We start from the raw sequence: 16,910 nt of genomic DNA, 5'->3' as shown, positions 1-16,910 counted from the left end.
GGGTCCGTGGGTTCCGTTCAGCGGGCGTTCGCCAGCAGGCCGCGGCTGCGCAGCACCCGCCGCTCGATCGGGGCGAAGATCAGCAGCTCGATGCCGATGCCGACGACGAGGATGAGCAGGATGGCGGCGAGCACGAGGGACATGTCCTGGTCCACGCGGGCCTGGTCGAGCAGCTGGCCGAGGCCGGTGCCCAGGTCGGGGGAGGTGGCGATCAGCTCGGCGGCCATCAGGGACCGCCAGGAGAACGCCCAGCCCTGCTTGAGCCCCGCGATGTAGCCGGGCAGCGCGGCCGGGAGCAGGATGTGCCGGATCCCGGCGACACCGGTCGCGCCGATCGTACGGCCCGCACGCAGGTACAGCGGCGGGATGCGGTCGACGCCGGAGACCAGGCCGTTGGCGATGGAGGGGACCGCGCCGAGCAGCACCACCGCGTAGATGGTGGAGTCGGTCAGCCCGAACCAGATGATCGCGGCCGGCACCCAGGCGACCGACGGCAGCGACTGGAGGCCGGACAGGATCGGGCCGATGGCCGCCCGTACGAACCGCACGCGCGCCACCAGCAGGCCCAGCGGCGTGCCGATGACCAGCGAGGCGGCGAAGCCGAGCGCGCCACGCGACACGCTGTGCCACACGTAGCCCAGCAGCGTGCCGTCCAGCCACTTCTCCTGGAGCGAGTGGCCGACGTCGACCGGGCTGGGCAGCTGGTAGTGCGGCTTCAGCTCCAGGGTGTAGGCGAGCTGCCAGAGCGCCAGCACGATCACGATGGCGACGACCGGCGGCAGCACCTTGTCGAGCAGGACCCGGCTGACCGGCACCCGGTCCTTGACCCGGGTCTCCAGGGCGTCCAGGCCCGCTTCGAGCCCCGCCAGTTGGTCGGGGGCGGCCTCGGCGTCGGCCGGGGTCTTTACGGAGGCGTCCCGCTGGGCCTCAGTGCTGGCCATGTCGGCGAATCTCCCCACGGAGCTGTTCGGTGATTTCGACGGACAGGTCGGCGACGGCCGCGTCCTCGATCCGGCGCGGCTGCGGCATCTCGACGTCCCACTCGCGGGCGATGCGCCCGGGCCGGGAGGACATGAGGACCACGCGCTGGGCGAGCCGGACCGCCTCGCGCACGTTGTGCGTGACGAAGAGGACGGACAGGTTCGTCTCCCTCCAGATGCGGGTCAGCTCGTCGTGCAGCACGTCGCGGGTGATGGCGTCGAGCGCGGCGAACGGCTCGTCCATCAGCAGCAGCCGGCTGTCCTGCGCCAGCGCGCGGGCCATCGCGACCCGCTGCCGCATGCCGCCGGACAGCTCGTGCACCCGCTTGCCGTGCGCGCCCTTGAGGCGTACGAGCTCCAGCAGCCGCTCGGCCTCGTCGCGCCGCTCGGCGCGCGGCACCCCGCGCATGCGCAGCGCGAGTTCGATGTTCTTGCCCGCGGTGAGCCACGGGAAGAGCGCATGCTCCTGGAACATCAGGGCGGGGCGCCCGCCCGGGACGTCGATGCTGCCGCCGGTCGGCTTGTCGAGACCGGCGACGAGGTTGAGGAGCGTGGACTTGCCACACCCCGAGGCCCCCAGGAGGCAGACGAACTCGCCTGGTGCGACATCGAGCGTGATGTCGTCCAGCACCAGCTGCTGCGCGCCGGGGCGGCCGAACGACTTCGACACGTGGTCGAAACGCGCGGCATAGGTACCCGTGCCATTCTTGTCGACGGGCTTCTGGGTGAGCGTAGCGGTCATGGCCGTCACCTCCTGAGGACTGCGTTTGCTGACGGGATCCAAGGCGACGAGGCCCTACTTGCTGCCGAGCCCGGCGGAGTCGACCTCCGGCTCGCCCTGGGCCTTGAGGACCTTGTTGAGCAGCGTGAGGTCGTAGATGTCCTTGAGCCGGGGCTTCTCCAGCAGACCTGCCTTGACCGCGTGCTGCGCCTCGTCCTGGAGGGTGGAGGCCAGCGGGTCATTGGTGACGTCGATGTTCTTGAACGCCGGGTCGAGCACGTTGGGGGGCAGATCGCTGCCGGTGATCTGCTTCAGCGAGGCGTTGATGTCCTGGGCGGCCTTGTCCGGGTGGGACTTGATCCAGGCGTTGGTCTTCACCGAGCCGCGCAGCACCGCCTCGACGACCTTCGGGTGCTCCTTGAGGAACTGCTTGGAGACGATCATGTTCGTGATGACGAACTTGCCGTCCTTCCACAGCTTCTTCTCGTCCAGCAGCTTCTTGCCGCCCTGGGAGACGATCTTCGACGCGGTCGGCTCGGGCACCCACGCGCCGTCGACACCGCCCGTCTTGAGGGTCGTCGGGATTTCCTTGTTGTCCTGCCGGAGGACGTTCACATCGCCCTTGCCGGTCTGCGGGTCGACCTTGTAGCCCTTTTCGGCGAGGTAGTTGAGGAGGGCCACGTCCTGCGTGTTGCCCTTCTGCGGCGTCGCGATGGTCTTGCCCTTGAGGTCATCGACGGACTTGATCTTGTCCGGGTTGACCACGAGGGACACGCCGCCGGACGTCGAACCCGAGATGATCTTCAGGTTCTGGCCGCCGGACTTGGTGTAGCCGTTGATGGCGGGGGAGGGGCCGATCCAGCCGATGTCGATGGACTTCGCGTTGAGCGCCTCGATCTCGGAGGGGCCCGCGTTGAAGATGAACGGCTTGACCTTCGTGCCGCCCAGCTCCTTCTGGATCAGACCTTCCTGGCGGTCGACCATCGGGGTGGCGTGGGTGACGTTGGCGAAGTAGCCGACCTTCACGTCGTCGAGGCCGTCGAGCTTCTTGCCCTTCGCCTCGACCTTCGGTCCGTCGTCGGCCTTCTTCGAGCCGTAGCCGCAGGCGCCGAGCGAGCCGATCAGCAGCGGGAGGACGGCGGAGGCCGCCAGCAGGCGGGCGGTACGGCGGCGGGGCGAGGGCGCTATGGCACGCGGAGTGGCAGACGACACGGGAGGTGTTCCTCTCGGAGGGCCGGGCGGCCCGATGTCAGGGGGCGCCCGGCAGTTCAGACGATCTTCGTGCGGAGTGGGACGGCAGAGCGGGGAAGGCGCGGTTCAGCGCACACATCGCCCGACTCCGCCCTGACCACTGCCCAGGGCGCCGCTGCCTACGCGGCCGCCCTCCTTCGCGAACGTCGAGAACACCTCACCGGCCATGGTCAGAAATCCCACCCGTCGTCGTCGGCAGCGTCGGCGCCGTCCGCGCCATCCGCGGCCGACGCCTGCTCGGCGAACGAGTCGCCCGCCATGCCCGCGGTCAGCGTCGTGCCGTCCGCCGGGTCGATCAGCAGGAAGGACCCGGTGCGGCGGGAGGCGGCGTACACGTCCAGCGCCAGCGGCTCCGACGTCCGCAGGACGACCCGGCCGATGTCGTTGGCGGCCAGCTCACCCGGCGCCGGGTGGTGCGACAGATCGGCGAGCGTCAGCCGGGACGGGATGTCCTTGACGATGGCCTTCACCGTCCGGGTGGTGTGCTTCAGCAGCACCCGGTCCCCGACCCGCAGCGGGCGGTCGTGCAGATGGCACACGGTCGCCTCGACGTCCTGCGTGGGGGTGGGCGCGTACGCGCTCGGGGCGATCACGTCGCCGCGCGAGATGTCGAGGTCGTCGGCGAGCCGGAGCGTCACCGACTGCGGCGCCCAGGCCAGGTCGGCGGACTGGCCCAGCGCATCGATCCCGGTGATGGTGCTCGTACGGCCGGACGGCAGCACCGTCACCTCGTCACCGACCCGCAGCACACCGGAGGCCACCTGGCCCGCGTAGCCGCGGTAGTCGGGGTGCTCGGCGCTCTGCGGACGGATCACGTACTGCACCGGGAAGCGCGCCGGGTCCTGCGACGGGTCGGTGCCCACCGGCACCGTCTCCAGGTGCTCCAGCACGGTCGGCCCGCCGTACCAGTCCATGTTCGCGGACGCGGTCACCACGTTGTCCCCGGCCAGCGCCGAGATCGGGATCGCGGTGATCTCGGGGACGCCCAGCGAGGCCGCGTACGTCGTGAACTCCTCGGCTATCGCGGCGAACACCGGCTCCGCGTAGTCCACCAGGTCCATCTTGTTGACGGCCAGGACGACGTGCGGGACCCGCAGCAGGGCGGCGACCGCGGCGTGCCGCCGGGTCTGCTCCACCACGCCGTTGCGCGCGTCCACCAGGACCACCGCGAGCTCCGCGGTGGAGGCGCCGGTGACCATGTTGCGGGTGTACTGCACGTGGCCCGGGGTGTCGGCGAGGATGAAGCGCCGCTTCGGTGTGGCGAAGTAGCGGTACGCGACATCGATGGTGATGCCCTGCTCGCGCTCCGCCCGCAGCCCGTCCGTCAGCAGCGCCAGGTCCGGCGCCTCCTGGCCACGGCTGCGCGACGCGTGCTCGACCGCCTCCAGCTGGTCGGCCAGCACCGACTTGGAGTCGTGCAGCAGCCGCCCGACCAGGGTCGACTTGCCGTCGTCCACCGAACCGGCGGTCGCGAAGCGCAGCTGGGAGGAGGCCGCGGACTGCTCCACCGCGGTCACCACGGCCTGTTCTTCGGCACTGAGATTGCTCGTCATGACTAGAAGTACCCCTCGCGCTTCCGGTCCTCCATGGCGGCCTCCGACAGCTTGTCGTCGGCGCGCGTCGCACCCCGCTCGGTCAGGCGGGATGCCGCGATCTCGTCGATGACCTGCTCGATCGTGACCGCGTCCGACTCGACGGCACCGGTGCAGGACATGTCGCCCACCGTGCGGTAGCGCACCTGGCGCCGCTCCACCGTCTCGCCGTCCTTCGGACCGCCCCACTCACCGGGGGCCAGCCACATGCCGCTGCGCCGGAACACCTCGCGCTCGTGCGCGTAGTAGATCTGCGGAAGCTCGATCTTCTCGCGCTCGATGTACTGCCACACGTCCAGCTCGGTCCAGTTGGACAGCGGGAACACGCGGACGTGCTCACCGGCCGAGTGCCGGCCGTTGTACAGCTGCCACAGCTCGGGGCGCTGACGGCGCGGGTCCCAGCCGCCGAACTCGTCGCGCAGCGAGAACACCCGCTCCTTGGCGCGCGCCTTCTCCTCGTCCCGGCGGCCGCCACCGAACACCGCGTCGAAGCGGTTCCTCTCGATGGCGTCCAGCAGCGGCACGGTCTGGAGCGGATTGCGGGTGCCGTCCGGGCGCTCGCGCAGCCGCCCGTCGTCGATGAACTCCTGCACGGACGCCACGTGGAGGCGCAGCCCGTGCTCGGCGACGGTGCGGTCCCGGTAGTCGATGACCTCGGGGAAGTTGTGCCCGGTGTCCACGTGCAGCAGCGAGAACGGCACCGGCGCGGGCGCAAAGGCCTTCAGCGCCAGGTGCAGCATGACGATGGAGTCCTTGCCGCCGGAGAACAGGATCACCGGCCGCTCGAACTCGCCCGCCACCTCGCGGAAGATGTGCACCGCCTCGGACTCCAGCGCGTCCAGGTGCGAGAGCGCGTAGAGGTCGCCCTCGCCCGCACCGGATCCGGTCCCGTTGATCGGAGCCACGGTCGTCATGCCAGTCCCCTCTCGCTCAGCAGTACGCGAAGTGCAGCCGCCGACTCCTGCACGCCCCGCTCATGGGTCTCGATCCGCAGATCCGGGTCGGCCGGGGCCTCGTACGGGTCATCGACCCCGGTCAGCCCCTTGATCTCGCCCGCCGCCTGCTTCGCGTACAGCCCCTTGACGTCGCGCTCGGAGCACACCTCGACCGGCGTCGCGACGTGCACCTCCAGATACGCGGTGCCCTCGGCCTGGTGGCGCTTGCGCACCGCCTCACGGCTGTCCGCGAACGGCGCGATCACCGGCACCAGCACCTTGACCCCGTTGGAGGCCAGCAGCTCGGCCACGAAGCCGATCCGCTGCACATTGGTGTGCCGGTCCTCGCGCGAGAAGCCGAGCCCGGCGGAGAGGAACTCGCGTATCTCGTCGCCGTCCAGCACCTCCACCCGGTGGCCCTCGCTGCGCAGCCGCTCCGCGAGCGCGTACGCGATCGTCGTCTTTCCGGCGCTCGGCAGACCGGTCAGCCACACGGTGGCCCCGGTGTGTATCGGCGCGCTCATCTCGTTCTCCTGGTCGACAGCCATCAGCCGTGCAGTCCGCATTCCGTCTTGTTGCTCCCCGCCCAGCGGCCCGACCGGGCGTCCTCGCCCTCCAGCACCCGGCGGGTGCAGGGCGCGCAGCCGACGGAAGGATATCCGTCCATGAGCAGGGGATTGGTCAGCACACCCTGTTCTGCCACGTACGTGTCCACGTCGGCCTGAGTCCAGCGCGCTATGGGCGATATCTTCACCTTCTGCCGCTTGTTGTCCCAGCTCACGACCGGGGTGTTGGCGCGGGTCGGGGATTCGTCGCGGCGCAGCCCGGTGGCCCACGCGTCGTACTCCTTCAACCCCTCCTCCAGCGGCTGCACCTTGCGCAGGGCGCAGCACAGGTCGGGGTTGCGGTCGTGCAGCTTGGGCCCGTGCTCGGCGTCCTGCTCGGCCACCGTCTGGCGCGGGGTGAGGGTGATGACGTTGACGTCCATCACGGCCGCCACCGCGTCACGGGTGCCGATGGTCTCCGGGAAGTGGTAGCCGGTGTCGAGGAACACCACGTCGACACCGGGGAACACCCGGGAGGCGAGATGGGCCACCACCGCGTCCTCCATCGAGGAGGTGACACAGAAGCGCGGCCCGAACGTGTCGGCCGCCCAGCGCAGGATGTCGAGCGCCGGGGCGTCCTCGAGGTCGCGGCCCGCCTGCGTGGCGAGCGCTTCGAGATCGGTGTGCTGCTGAAGCTGGGTCATGTCGATGTGTCCCCTTCTCCGGCTTGGTCGCGCCGCAGGCCCTTGGCCAGCAGCCCGAGGAACGCCAGGCGGAACGCCCGATTGCAGGACGCGCATTCCCAGGACCCGTGACCCTCCTCGGAGGGCCGCAGGTCCTCGTCCCCGCAATAGGGGCAGTAGAACGGCGCCGCACGCTCACTCACTTGAGAGCATCCTCACTCGCACGCCCGGCCCAGGTGGCGAACCGCTCGCCGTCCTCGCGCTCCTCCTGGAAGCGGCGCAGCACGCGCTCGACGTAGTCGGGGAGTTCGGCGGCGGTGACCTTCAGGCCGCGCACCTTGCGGCCGAAGCCCGGGTCCAGACCGAGCGCGCCGCCCAGGTGCACCTGGTAGCCCTCGACCTGCTCGCCGTTGTCGTCCATGACCAGCTGGCCCTTGAGGCCGATGTCCGCGACCTGGATGCGGGCGCAGGCGTTCGGGCAACCGTTGAGGTTGATGGTGAGCGGCTCGTCGAACTCGGGCAGCCGGCGCTCCAGCTCGTCGATGAGCCAGGAGCCGCGCGCCTTGGTCTCGACGATCGCGAGCTTGCAGAACTCGATGCCGGTGCAGGCCATCGTGCCGCGCCGGAACGGGGACGGCTTGACCTGGAGGTCCAGCGCCTCGAGCCCGGAGACCAGCGACTCGACCTGGTCCTCGGTCACATCGAGCACGATCATCTTCTGCTCGACGGTGGTGGTCAGCCGCCCGGAGCCATGGGCCTCGGCCAGGTCGGCGATCTTGGTGAGGGTCGTGCCGTCCACCCGGCCGACGCGCGGGGCGAAGCCGACGTAGTAGCGGCCGTCCTGCTGGCGGTGGACACCGATGTGGTCGCGCCACTGCTGGACGGGCTCGGCGGGCGCCGGGCCGTCGGACAGCGGGCGCTTCAGGTACTCGTCCTCCAGCACCTGGCGGAACTTCTCCGGGCCCCAGTCGGCGACCAAGAACTTCAGCCGGGCGCGGTTGCGCAGCCGCCGGTAGCCGTAGTCGCGGAAGATCGAGGTGACCCCGGCCCACACCTCCGGGACGTCCTCCAGCGGCACCCAGGCGCCGAGCCGGACGCCGATCTTGGGGTTGGTGGACAGCCCGCCACCGACCCACAGGTCGAAGCCGGGGCCGTGCTCGGGGTGGCGCACGCCGACGAACGCGACGTCGTTGATCTCGTGCACGACGTCGAGCACCGGGGAGCCGGAGACCGCGGTCTTGAACTTGCGCGGCAGGTTGGAGAACTCCTTGCTGCCGATGTAGCGCCGGTGGATCTCCTCGATGGCGGGGGTGCCGTCGATGATCTCGTCCTCGGCGATCCCGGCCACCGGGGAGCCGATGATCACGCGGGGGGTGTCGCCGCACGCCTCGGTGGTCGACAGGCCGACCGCTTCCAGCCGCTTCCAGATCTCGGGGACGTCCTCGATCCGGATCCAGTGGTACTGGACGTTCTGCCGGTCGGTGATGTCGGCGGTGCCGCGCGCGAACTCCTCCGAGATCTCGCCGACGACCCGCAGCTGCTCGGTGGTCAGCCGCCCGCCGTCGATCCGGACCCGCATCATGAAGTGCTCGTCGTCCAGCTCCTCCGGCTCCAGGATGGCGGTCTTGCCGCCGTCGATCCCGGGCTTGCGCTGGGTGTACAGGCCCCACCAGCGCATCCGGCCGCGCAGGTCGGCACCGTCGATGGAGTCGAAACCACGGTGGGCGTAGATCGTCTCAATGCGTGTCCGCACATTGAGACCGTCGTCGTCCTTCTTGGTCTGCTCGTTGCCGTTGAGCGGGGTGAAGTGACCCGCGGCCCACTGGCCTTCGCCGCGATGGCGTCCGGCCTTACGGCGGGGCGTGGCTGCTGCGCGTTCCGGTGTGGCGGGCATGGCGGTGTGTGTCCTTCTGAGCGGCTCGGTGCGGCGGATGATCTCGCGCGCACGCTCTGACCTGCGCAGGAGCGCAGGCGGGCACGGCGCTGCGGCGGATACCGGTGCGGTGGGCGATGGGGTGTCGAGGCGTGCGCGCTCGCCCACGTCATCGGGGGCGGCGGGAAGTGCGAGGAGATGGTCCGGGGGCCGGTACGGGCCCTGCTGAGTGCCTCAGCTCGCCGGACAGATCGCGCTGGACATGCGGCCGAGGTCGACGTGGCGTCGACTCACCAAGGCAATTCCAGCTCGAGACATGAGGGAAGCGTGGCACGCCCATCTTGGGCGAGTCCACCTTTGTCCAGTATCCGGACGTCTCAGTCTCGTTCTGTGGGACGATGTGGGCTTGGTCACCCTTCCGTCTCGGTCTTGACGTCGAAGACCCGGAAGCCCCGGCGGCGGTAGTTGTCGAGCGCGTGCGGCCCGTCCTTGCTGCACGTGTGCACCCACACCCGCTTGGTCGGCGGCAGGCCGGACCAGCGGTCGGCCAGGTCCCAGGCGCGGCCGGTGCCCCAGGTCAGCAGGTGTCCGCCGATGCGGCGGCCCCGGAAGGCGGGCAGCAGCCCGAAGTACGAGATCTCCACCACGCCCGCGTCCTGCGGGTCCAGCTCGATGAACCCGGCCGGGGTGCCGCGCTCGTACGCGACCCAGGTCTCCGCCCCGGGCCGGTCCAGGAACCCCAGCCACCGCTCGCGCGACCACTCCAGCCGGTCGGTCCAGTCGTTGTCCGCTCCGACGGCCGTGTAGAGGAAGCGGCTGAACTCGGGGCTCGGCACCTCGGCGCGGACGATCTTCACTCCCGCCTCGGCCGCGGGCTCCCGCGCCGGGTCGAGGTCCGTGGACGAGGTCTGCTCCAGGGACCAGGTGGTCACGTCGATGGCCATGGGGGCAGCCAACCATGGATCGGGCCGTGACAGGTACCGGTCCTGGCCTGACAGGTACCGGTCCTGGCCTGACAGGTACCGCTCGGCGGCTGATCGACGTGAGGTGCAACGCGACGCAACCTTTGCCGCCCGGCGCGGCGGGCGCGGACAGTGACCGCAGCGGGCGGAGGGCGGTGCCGAGTCGGCGCGGCGTCCCCTCCGCCGACGCGTTCCGGCGCGTTCCGGCCGTTGTGCAGCGGTGACGTGTCCGTCACGCCGGAGGGTGCCGGATACGGTTGGGGCGTGCAGCCAGCAGAAGACATCCCGAAGCCGTCCGGACGGTTGAACAAAGCCCGCGCCATGTACCGCAACGTGTCCAAGCGCAGGATGGCCTGGCTGCTGCTGAAGGACACCGTCAACTCCTGCATGGAGTACCGGGTCACCGGCCTCGCGGCCGAGGCCGCCTTCTTCACCCTGCTGTCGCTGCCGCCGCTGCTGCTCGGCCTGATCGGGCTGCTCGGCTACTTCGACGCCTGGACCGACACCGACACCGTGGCCACCATCCGGCAGAACATCCTCGACGCCTCGGGCACCGTGCTCTCCGACAAGGGCGTCAAGGAGATCGCCCGGCCGCTCCTGGACGACGTCATAGAGGGCGGCCGCCCCGACGTCATCTCGCTCGGCTTCGGCATCGCGCTGTGGTCCGGCTCCCGCGCGGTGAACGTGTTCGTGGACACCATCACCATCATGTACGGGCTGGAGGGGCGCCGCGGCATCGTCCGGACCCGGCTGCTCGCCTTCCTCCTCTACCTGGTGGCCCTCGTCATCGGGGCGGTGGCGCTGCCGCTGATGGTCATCGGCCCGGAGACCGTGGTGGACTTCGTGCCGTCCAGCGCCACCCTCGTGCGGTTCCTGTACTGGCCCACCGTGATCCTGCTGTCCGTCGCCTTCCTCACCACGCTCTACCACGTGTCGGTGCCGGTGCGTTCGGTGTGGCGGGAGGACATCCCGGGGGCGCTCGTGGCGCTCACCATGTGGGTGCTCGGCAGCTTCCTGCTGCGGATCTACCTCATCCACACCGTGGAGGGCCCGACGATCTACGGATCGCTGGCGGCGCCCGTGGCCGTCCTTCTGTGGATCGGCGTGTCCGCCTTCGCGGTGCTCGTGGGCGCGGCCGTCAACGCCGCCATCGACCGGGTGTGGCCCTCGGTGGCCACCGCCGCCGGCCGCGCCCAGCGGGCGGCCTGGACGCGCGAACAGGCCGCCATGGAGCGCGCCCGGGAGCAGCGCACGGCCGACGACGGGTCGGCCGAGAGCACTCCGCCGTCGGAGTTCCCCGAGCGGTGGGCCCAGTTCCTGCCGCACGCGGACATACGGAGTCGGCTGCACCACCACGGCAAGCGCGACCGCGACCGCGATCCCGGCGCGGAGGGCGAGCCGAAGCGCACCGAGCCCGAGCGGCGCGAAGTCGGGCAGCCCGAAGCCGGGCAGCCCGAGGTCAGGCAGCCGGAGGTCAGGGCGGCGGAGGACGGCGCCACGCGGGACGGGGCGCCCCCGGCGTAAAACCCGTCGCGCCCCGTCCCGGCGGTCGCCGATACTGCGGCGCATGGTTCACTTCTCCGACTTCGACACGCGCGGATACCGCACGGTGGACGTCGCCACCGGCTACGGACAGTGGGTCGAGACCTACGAGCAGACCGTCGAGGACGTCATGGACCTCGCCCTCCTCGACGAACTCACCGACCCCCGATGGACCTCCGTCCGCCGCGCCGCCGACCTCGGCTGCGGCACCGGCCGCACCGCCACCTGGCTGCGCCGCAACGGGGTGCCCGCGATCGACGGCGTCGACCTCACCCCCGAAATGCTCGACCGCGCCCGCGCCCGTGGCGTCCACGACCGCCTCATCGAGGGCGACGTCCGCGCGACCGGTCTCGACACGGGTGCGTACGACCTGGTCATCGCCTCGCTCATCGATGAACACCTGCCCGAGCTGCGCCCGTTCTACGACGAGGCGTGGCGGCTCGCGGAGCCCGGCGCGGCCTGTGTGGTGGTGGCCTTCCACCCGCACTTCATCATGACCACGGGCATGCCGACCCACTTCACCAGCGACACGGGTGAGTCGGTCGCCATCAGCACCCATGTCCATTTGCTCAGCGAACACATCACGGCGGGACTGGGCGCGGGCTGGACGCTCGCCGAGATGCGGGAGGGTGTGGTGGACGAGCGGTGGCTGGCCGTGAAGCCGAAGTGGGAGCGTTTCCGCCACCACCCGGTGTCCGTCGCGATGGTGTGGCGGAAGCGGATCTGACGGGGCATATGCCAAACGTTCTGCGCTGCTGTCTCCCCAGCTCGCCCATTCCGCCTGAGGTGAGCATCCGGCACTCCGCGACCGCGTCCCGCAACTCCTCCGCCGCCACCAGCCCTTCGCGGTGGGCGGCCCGCCAGTCCCGTAGAACTTCCGGCGCAGGAACAGCGGCCACAGGGCGTCGGTGAGCGGCCAGGCGACGGTCGGGAAACCGGCGGGACGGGCGATGTGGATCACCGCCATCAGATTGGGCAGTTCGTTCTCAAGCCAGACCCCGGGCCGCTGTCAGCGACCGGTACAGCGCCACCCGCTCGGCGAAGGGCGTGAGTATCTGCCGGGTCTCCACCTCCAGGGCCCGCAGGAACTGCCCCACCACCTCCTCGGGCGCCATGGGCCCGGCCGCGGCCTCGGCGCCGAGGTGGGTGTAGAGCTGCCCGTCCGGAAACCGCTCGCGCAGCCCGTGCAGCCACGCGAGCGCCACTTCCGTCTTCCCGACCCTGTCCAGCCCGCTGACCCCGGCCAGCGTCCCGTATCCCTCTGTGGCCGCCCGCTTCCGCTGCCTCTCCAGCTTCGCCGTCCGGTCGGTGATGCGAACCAACGGCGGCAGCTGCCACGGCACATGGGACCGGCGCCCCTCGCCGGAGCCCCCGGCACGGATTTGACTACTCCCCTCCCTGAAGGGGGAGGATTCCTGGCTCAGGCTGCCTCCGGGAGCTGCGCTCCCGGAGGTCTTAAGCCCTCGGCGCCAGCCGGGTTCAGACCTGCCCGGACGAGCATCACGCGGGCGGAGTTCTTGTTCTCTGGGACAGACGGCTCCGCATGCGGTGCAGGTGTAGGTGCGCTCGGACAGCGGCAGTGCGTGCTTGGTTCTCGCTCCGCACGATGCGCAGTCCTTGGTGGTGTGCGCTGGATGCACCAGACGGATGTCCCGCCCGTGCTTGCGGCCCATCTCGATCAGGGCCTTCTTCGTTGCGCCGATCGCGGCGTCGGCCGCCTTGCGCGCCATCGAGGACTTGGCCAGGAACCTCGGCTTGAAGTCCTCGACGGCGATGGCGTCGTCCGCAAGCGCGTGAATGACTGGCGGTGCGGAAACTTGCCCGCGATTCGGTAATGGGCACCCGGCGCCACGCAGCACGGCTCCAGCCGGTACCCCCAGGCGTATCGCGCGCGCCGCGCGGTGGGGGTCGACGGTGGCCGACTGGAGCCGTTCGCGTCATGACGGGCCGGGGCCGTCGGTGGCGGACAGGTGGGCCGTGAGGTCGTCGACCATGCGGCCCAGCAGACGGCCGAGGTCCCGGCGGTCCTGGTCGGGCCAGTGGGCGAGGGCGCCGGTGAACCAGCCGAGGACTGTGCGCATGTAGCGGTCGGCGGTCGACGCGCCCTCCGGGGTGAGGTCGATCAGCCGGGCGCGCTGGTCGTCGGGGTCGGCGATGCGGTGGACCAGCCCGCGCTGTTCGAGGCCCTGGACCTGGCGGGTGGCGTGCGGGCCCGCGACCTGCATGCGGTCGGCGATCTCGCCGATGCGCAGCGGCCTGCCCGCCGTCTTGAGGATGCCGAGCACCGCCATCGCCGGGCGCTCCAGCGAGATCCCGGCCGCCGCGGCGGCCTGCTCGTACATGCGGCCGCGGTTCAGCACGTTGCTGAGCTGGGTCAGCCGGGGGAGCAGCTCCGCGAGCAGGTCGTCGTCATGCATTCTCTGGGGTACCTCACCTAGGTCTATGAGCGGCTACGAGGAAGCTACCGAAGCGGACGGCCCCGGCCTCCGGCGCCGGTGCCGCGGGCCCGCCGTGCGCGCCGTGCGCGGATAATCGGTGGAGCCGCGCCCCCGGTGGGGATATGGTGGCGTCGCATCCGCCGAGAGCGAGGAAAACGGGAGGTGAGGACATTGATGACGGTCACGGTTCCGGGCTGCTCCGCCCGCGTCACGAAGTGCATCAATCCCATCCCCGTGGTCTCCGGCTGACCATTCCGCAGATTCTGTAGCGCGCCGGGGACCGCCCTTCGAAGGGTTTTCCCTTGAGCTTGAGCAACGCTTTTTCCGACGCCGCCTCCCGTCACGCCGTCCTCGTCCCTTACGGCTGGGACGAGGAGTGGGAGGCCGCGTTCGGTCCGTACGCGCGACAGGGGCTGATCCCCGGGCGCGTGGTGCGGGTGGACCGTGGCCAGTGCGATGTGGTGGCGCCCGACGGCACTGTCCGCGCCGACACCGAGTTCGTCGTTCCCCGTGACCCGATGAAGGTCGTGTGCACCGGCGACTGGGCCGCCGTGGACGCGGGCGGCGAGCCGCGTTACGTACGGGCGCTGCTGCCGCGGCGTACGGAAGTGGCGCGGTCGACCTCCTCCAAGCGCTCCGACGGCCAGGTGCTGGCCGCCAACGTCGACCACGCCGTCATCGCCGTATCGCTCGCCGCCGAGCTGGACCTCGGGCGGGTGGAGCGCTTCGTGGCCCTCGCCTGGGAGAGCGGGGCGCAGCCGGTCGTGGTCCTCACCAAGGCGGACCTGGTGGACGACCCGGGTGCGCTGGCACATCTCGTCGCCGACGTCGAGACCGCCGCGCCCGGGGTTCAGGTGCTCGCCGTGAGTGCCACGACCGGGCAGGGGGTGGATGTGCTCGGCGCGCTGCTCGCGGCCGGGACGTCCGTCCTCCTCGGCCAGTCGGGCGCGGGCAAGTCGACGCTGGCCAACGCCCTGGTGGGCGAGGACGTGCAGGACGTCCGCGCGATCCGGGACAGCGACGGCAAGGGGCGGCACACCACGACCACCCGCAATCTGCTGCCGCTCCCCTCGGGCGGCGCGCTCATCGACACCCCCGGGCTGCGGGGCGTCGGGCTGTGGGACGCGGAGGGCGGGGTGGCGCAGGCGTTCGCCGAGATCGAGGCGTACGCCGCGGACTGCCGCTTCCACGACTGCGCGCACGAGACCGAGCCGGGGTGCGCGGTGCTCGCCGCGGTCGAGGACGGTTCGCTGCCGCCCCGGCGACTGGACAGCTACCGCAAGCTGCTGCGCGAGAACGCCTACCTCGCGGCCCGCACCGACGCCCGGCTGCGGTCCGAGATGCGGCGGGAGTGGAAGCAGCGGCAGGCGCTCGGCCGCCACATGGTCGAACGCAAGCGCGGACCGCAGCGCAAGCCGTAGCGCCGCGCGGCACCTGGGGAATGCGCCCGTCGGGTGGCCGGGCCACGTCCGGCCCGGCCGCCCGGCGGACCTGCCTGCGGAGGGCGTACGGGATCGGGCCTGTGCCGGGTGTCCGATTCGGGTGGCCGTCGGCGGGGACTCGACGGGAGGATGGGGGAAGCGTCATCCCACGGTCGGGCACACCGTCGGCGGTCGGCACGGTCGGCCGCGGCAGAGAGCGGGTCGCGATGAACTCCGGTACGGATGAGTACGACGTCGTCGTCCTGGGCGCGGGCCCGGTCGGGGAGAACCTGGCCGACCGGGCGCGCGCGGCCGGGCTCTCCACGGCGATCGTGGAGAGCGAGCTGGTCGGCGGCGAGTGCTCGTACTGGGCCTGCGTCCCCAGCAAGGCGCTGCTGCGCCCGGTCATCGCGCGCGCCGAGGCGCGGCGTACGCCCGGGGCGCGGCAGGGCGCGGACGCGCCGCTGGACGTGGCCGCCGTCTTCGCCCACCGGGACGCGTTCGTGTCGAACTGGAAGGACGACGGCCAGGTCGGCTGGCTCGACTCGGCGGGCATCGACCTGGTCCGCGGCCAGGGGCGGATCGTCGAGCCGCGCCGTGTCGCGGTCACCCAGCCGGACGGGCAGGAGCGCTCCCTGGTCGCCCGGCACGCCGTGGCCATCTGCACCGGCAGCAGCGCCGCGCTGCCCCCTCTGCCCGGCCTCGCGGAGGTCCGCCCGTGGACCAGCCGTGAGGCGACCAGCTCGTCCACGGTGCCGCGGCGGCTGGCCGTGGTGGGCGGCGGGGTCGTCGCCGCCGAGATGGCCACCGCGTGGAGCGCCCTCGGCTCCGAGGTGACCATGCTGATCCGCGGCGCGGGGCTGCTGGAGCGCATGGAGGCGTTCGCGGGCGAGCTGGTGGCGGAGTCGCTCGCCGAGGCGGGGGTGAAGATCCGTACGGGGACGTCCGCGACGGCCGTGCGGCGCGACGGCGCGCAGGGGCCGGTGACGCTCACGCTGGACGGCGGGGAGACCGTCGAGGCCGACGAGGTGCTGTTCGCCACCGGCCGCGCCCCGCGCACCGACGACCTCGGGCTGGAGACGGTCGGGCTCACGCCCGGCGGCTGGCTGGACGTGGACGACACCTGCCGGGTGCGGAACGTGCCGGGCGGCTGGCTGTACGCCGCGGGCGACGTCAACCACCGTGCGCTCCTCACCCACCAGGGCAAGTACCAGGCGCGCATCGCGGGCGCGGCCATCGGCGCCCGCGCCCAGGGCGTACCGCTGCTGGAGACGGACCGCTGGGGCGCCCACGCGGCGACCGCGGACCACGGCGCGGTGCCGCAGGTCGTCTTCACCGACCCGGAGGTCGGCGCGGTCGGGCTGACCGCCGAACAGGCCGAGGCCGAGGGCCGCAGCATCCGGGTCGTCGACTACGACATGGGCCAGGTGTCCGGCGCCGCCCTGTACGCGGACGGCTACCGCGGACGCGCCCGCATGGTCGTCGACCTGGACCGGGGCCATCTGGTCGGCGTGACGTTCGTGGGGCCGGGCGTGGGGGAGCTGCTGCACTCGGCGACCGTGGCGGTGGCCGGTGAGGTGCCGATCGAGCGGCTGTGGCACGCGGTGCCGTCGTTCCCCACGGTGAGCGAGGTATGGCTGCGGCTGCTGGAGGCGTACCGGGGGTAGACGGGTGCGCGCCGGGGCGCGGGGCCGGGCTGGGCGCCCTTTCGGGAGCCCCGGAGACCGTCGCGTGGTGTTCGCGTGAAGCTCCCCTGTGGACAATATGGGGATGAGCCAGCAGGGGGACGACCGACGCCGTCAGGAAAACGACTGGTGGGGCGAGTTGTACGACCCCGCGCGGGCCGACGCCGGGCCCGCCGCCGCGGCCGACTCGGTGGACGAGCGCTTCGATTCGGCGTCCCGCACCCTCGGCGGCAGACGGCCGGCCGGCGGGGACCAGCGGCCCGCCGCGGGGGCTCCCTGGGG

The 16,910-nt window shown here is 71.4% G+C and carries 16 protein-coding genes and 2 pseudogenes; 5 read left to right on the top strand and 13 right to left on the bottom strand.

What is annotated here, in order from left to right; genetic code table 11:
• Positions 1-17: 17 nt before the first annotated feature.
• The 10 genes from EEJ42_RS14415 to EEJ42_RS14370 form a co-directional block, all read right to left on the bottom strand.
• Positions 18-941, bottom strand: a complete 924-nt coding sequence (locus tag EEJ42_RS14415) for an ABC transporter permease (protein WP_123100350.1) — start codon at positions 939-941, stop codon at positions 18-20.
• On the bottom strand, positions 928-1,722 hold the full coding sequence (locus tag EEJ42_RS14410) for an ABC transporter ATP-binding protein (RefSeq protein WP_123100349.1): 795 nt from the start codon (positions 1,720-1,722) through the stop codon (positions 928-930). The genes EEJ42_RS14415 and EEJ42_RS14410 overlap by 14 nt, the downstream gene beginning before the upstream one ends.
• A 54-nt stretch (positions 1,723-1,776) precedes the next feature.
• On the bottom strand, positions 1,777-2,913 hold the full coding sequence (locus tag EEJ42_RS14405; RefSeq protein ID WP_123100348.1) for an aliphatic sulfonate ABC transporter substrate-binding protein: 1,137 nt from the start codon (positions 2,911-2,913) through the stop codon (positions 1,777-1,779).
• Positions 2,914-3,122: 209 nt separating this feature from the next.
• Positions 3,123-4,505: a sulfate adenylyltransferase subunit 1 gene (locus EEJ42_RS14400; protein ID WP_184503084.1), complete on the bottom strand. Its 1,383-nt coding sequence runs from the start codon at positions 4,503-4,505 to the stop codon at positions 3,123-3,125.
• A gap of 2 nt (positions 4,506-4,507) precedes the next feature.
• Positions 4,508-5,458 carry a sulfate adenylyltransferase subunit CysD gene (cysD, locus tag EEJ42_RS14395; RefSeq protein WP_123100347.1) on the bottom strand — a complete coding sequence of 317 codons (951 nt, stop codon included), beginning with the start codon at positions 5,456-5,458 and terminating at the stop codon, positions 4,508-4,510.
• Positions 5,455-6,027, bottom strand: a complete 573-nt coding sequence (cysC, locus tag EEJ42_RS14390) for an adenylyl-sulfate kinase (protein ID WP_123100346.1) — start codon at positions 6,025-6,027, stop codon at positions 5,455-5,457. Before cysC ends, cysD begins: the two co-directional genes overlap by 4 nt.
• Complete coding sequence (locus tag EEJ42_RS14385; RefSeq protein WP_123100345.1) at positions 6,027-6,728, bottom strand: phosphoadenylyl-sulfate reductase; 702 nt, start codon at positions 6,726-6,728, stop codon at positions 6,027-6,029. Before EEJ42_RS14385 ends, cysC begins: the two co-directional genes overlap by 1 nt.
• On the bottom strand, positions 6,725-6,910 hold the full coding sequence (locus EEJ42_RS14380) for a hypothetical protein (protein WP_123100344.1): 186 nt from the start codon (positions 6,908-6,910) through the stop codon (positions 6,725-6,727). Before EEJ42_RS14380 ends, EEJ42_RS14385 begins: the two co-directional genes overlap by 4 nt.
• Complete coding sequence (locus EEJ42_RS14375; protein WP_123100343.1) at positions 6,907-8,601, bottom strand: nitrite/sulfite reductase; 1,695 nt, start codon at positions 8,599-8,601, stop codon at positions 6,907-6,909. The genes EEJ42_RS14380 and EEJ42_RS14375 overlap by 4 nt, the downstream gene beginning before the upstream one ends.
• Positions 8,602-8,990: 389 nt before the next feature.
• Entirely contained in the window at positions 8,991-9,524 is a 534-nt protein-coding gene (locus EEJ42_RS14370; protein WP_123100342.1) for a GNAT family N-acetyltransferase, read from the bottom strand.
• 282 nt (positions 9,525-9,806) lie between these two features.
• Here EEJ42_RS14370 and EEJ42_RS14365 point away from each other — a divergent pair, with 282 nt between their 5' ends.
• Together EEJ42_RS14365 and EEJ42_RS14360 are read left to right on the top strand one after the other, a co-directional pair.
• Positions 9,807-11,066, top strand: coding sequence for a YihY/virulence factor BrkB family protein (locus EEJ42_RS14365; RefSeq protein WP_246096718.1), 1,260 nt, complete (start codon positions 9,807-9,809; stop codon positions 11,064-11,066).
• A gap of 43 nt (positions 11,067-11,109) precedes the next feature.
• Complete coding sequence (locus tag EEJ42_RS14360) at positions 11,110-11,811, top strand: class I SAM-dependent DNA methyltransferase (RefSeq protein WP_123100341.1); 702 nt, start codon at positions 11,110-11,112, stop codon at positions 11,809-11,811.
• 259 nt (positions 11,812-12,070) lie between these two features.
• Here EEJ42_RS14360 and EEJ42_RS14355 read toward each other — a convergent pair whose 3' ends face one another.
• The 3 genes and pseudogenes from EEJ42_RS14355 to EEJ42_RS14345 form a co-directional block, all read right to left on the bottom strand.
• Complete coding sequence (locus tag EEJ42_RS14355) at positions 12,071-12,427, bottom strand: hypothetical protein (protein WP_123100340.1); 357 nt, start codon at positions 12,425-12,427, stop codon at positions 12,071-12,073.
• Positions 12,428-12,504: 77 nt separating this feature from the next.
• A pseudogene (locus EEJ42_RS14350) lies at positions 12,505-12,865 on the bottom strand (zinc ribbon domain-containing protein); the annotation flags it as partial.
• 156 nt (positions 12,866-13,021) lie between these two features.
• Complete coding sequence (locus EEJ42_RS14345) at positions 13,022-13,501, bottom strand: MarR family winged helix-turn-helix transcriptional regulator (RefSeq protein ID WP_123100339.1); 480 nt, start codon at positions 13,499-13,501, stop codon at positions 13,022-13,024.
• Between the two features lie 329 nt (positions 13,502-13,830).
• Between EEJ42_RS14345 and rsgA the strand changes: the two genes are divergently transcribed.
• The 3 genes and pseudogenes from rsgA to EEJ42_RS14330 all read left to right on the top strand — a co-directional run.
• Positions 13,831-14,943: a ribosome small subunit-dependent GTPase A gene (rsgA, locus tag EEJ42_RS14340; RefSeq protein WP_123100338.1), complete on the top strand. Its 1,113-nt coding sequence runs from the start codon at positions 13,831-13,833 to the stop codon at positions 14,941-14,943.
• Positions 14,944-15,170: 227 nt separating this feature from the next.
• Positions 15,171-16,610, top strand: coding sequence for a dihydrolipoyl dehydrogenase family protein (locus EEJ42_RS14335; protein WP_123100337.1), 1,440 nt, complete (start codon positions 15,171-15,173; stop codon positions 16,608-16,610).
• A 103-nt stretch (positions 16,611-16,713) separates the two neighbouring features.
• Positions 16,714-16,910, top strand: a pseudogene (locus EEJ42_RS14330) (protein phosphatase 2C domain-containing protein); the annotation flags it as partial.

The sequence above is a fragment of the Streptomyces botrytidirepellens genome (assembly GCF_003721215.1).
Lineage (GTDB): Bacteria > Actinomycetota > Actinomycetes > Streptomycetales > Streptomycetaceae > Streptomyces > Streptomyces himastatinicus.
Note: the sequence above shows the minus strand (reverse complement) of the source record. Positions and strands in the feature narration are given on the sequence as shown.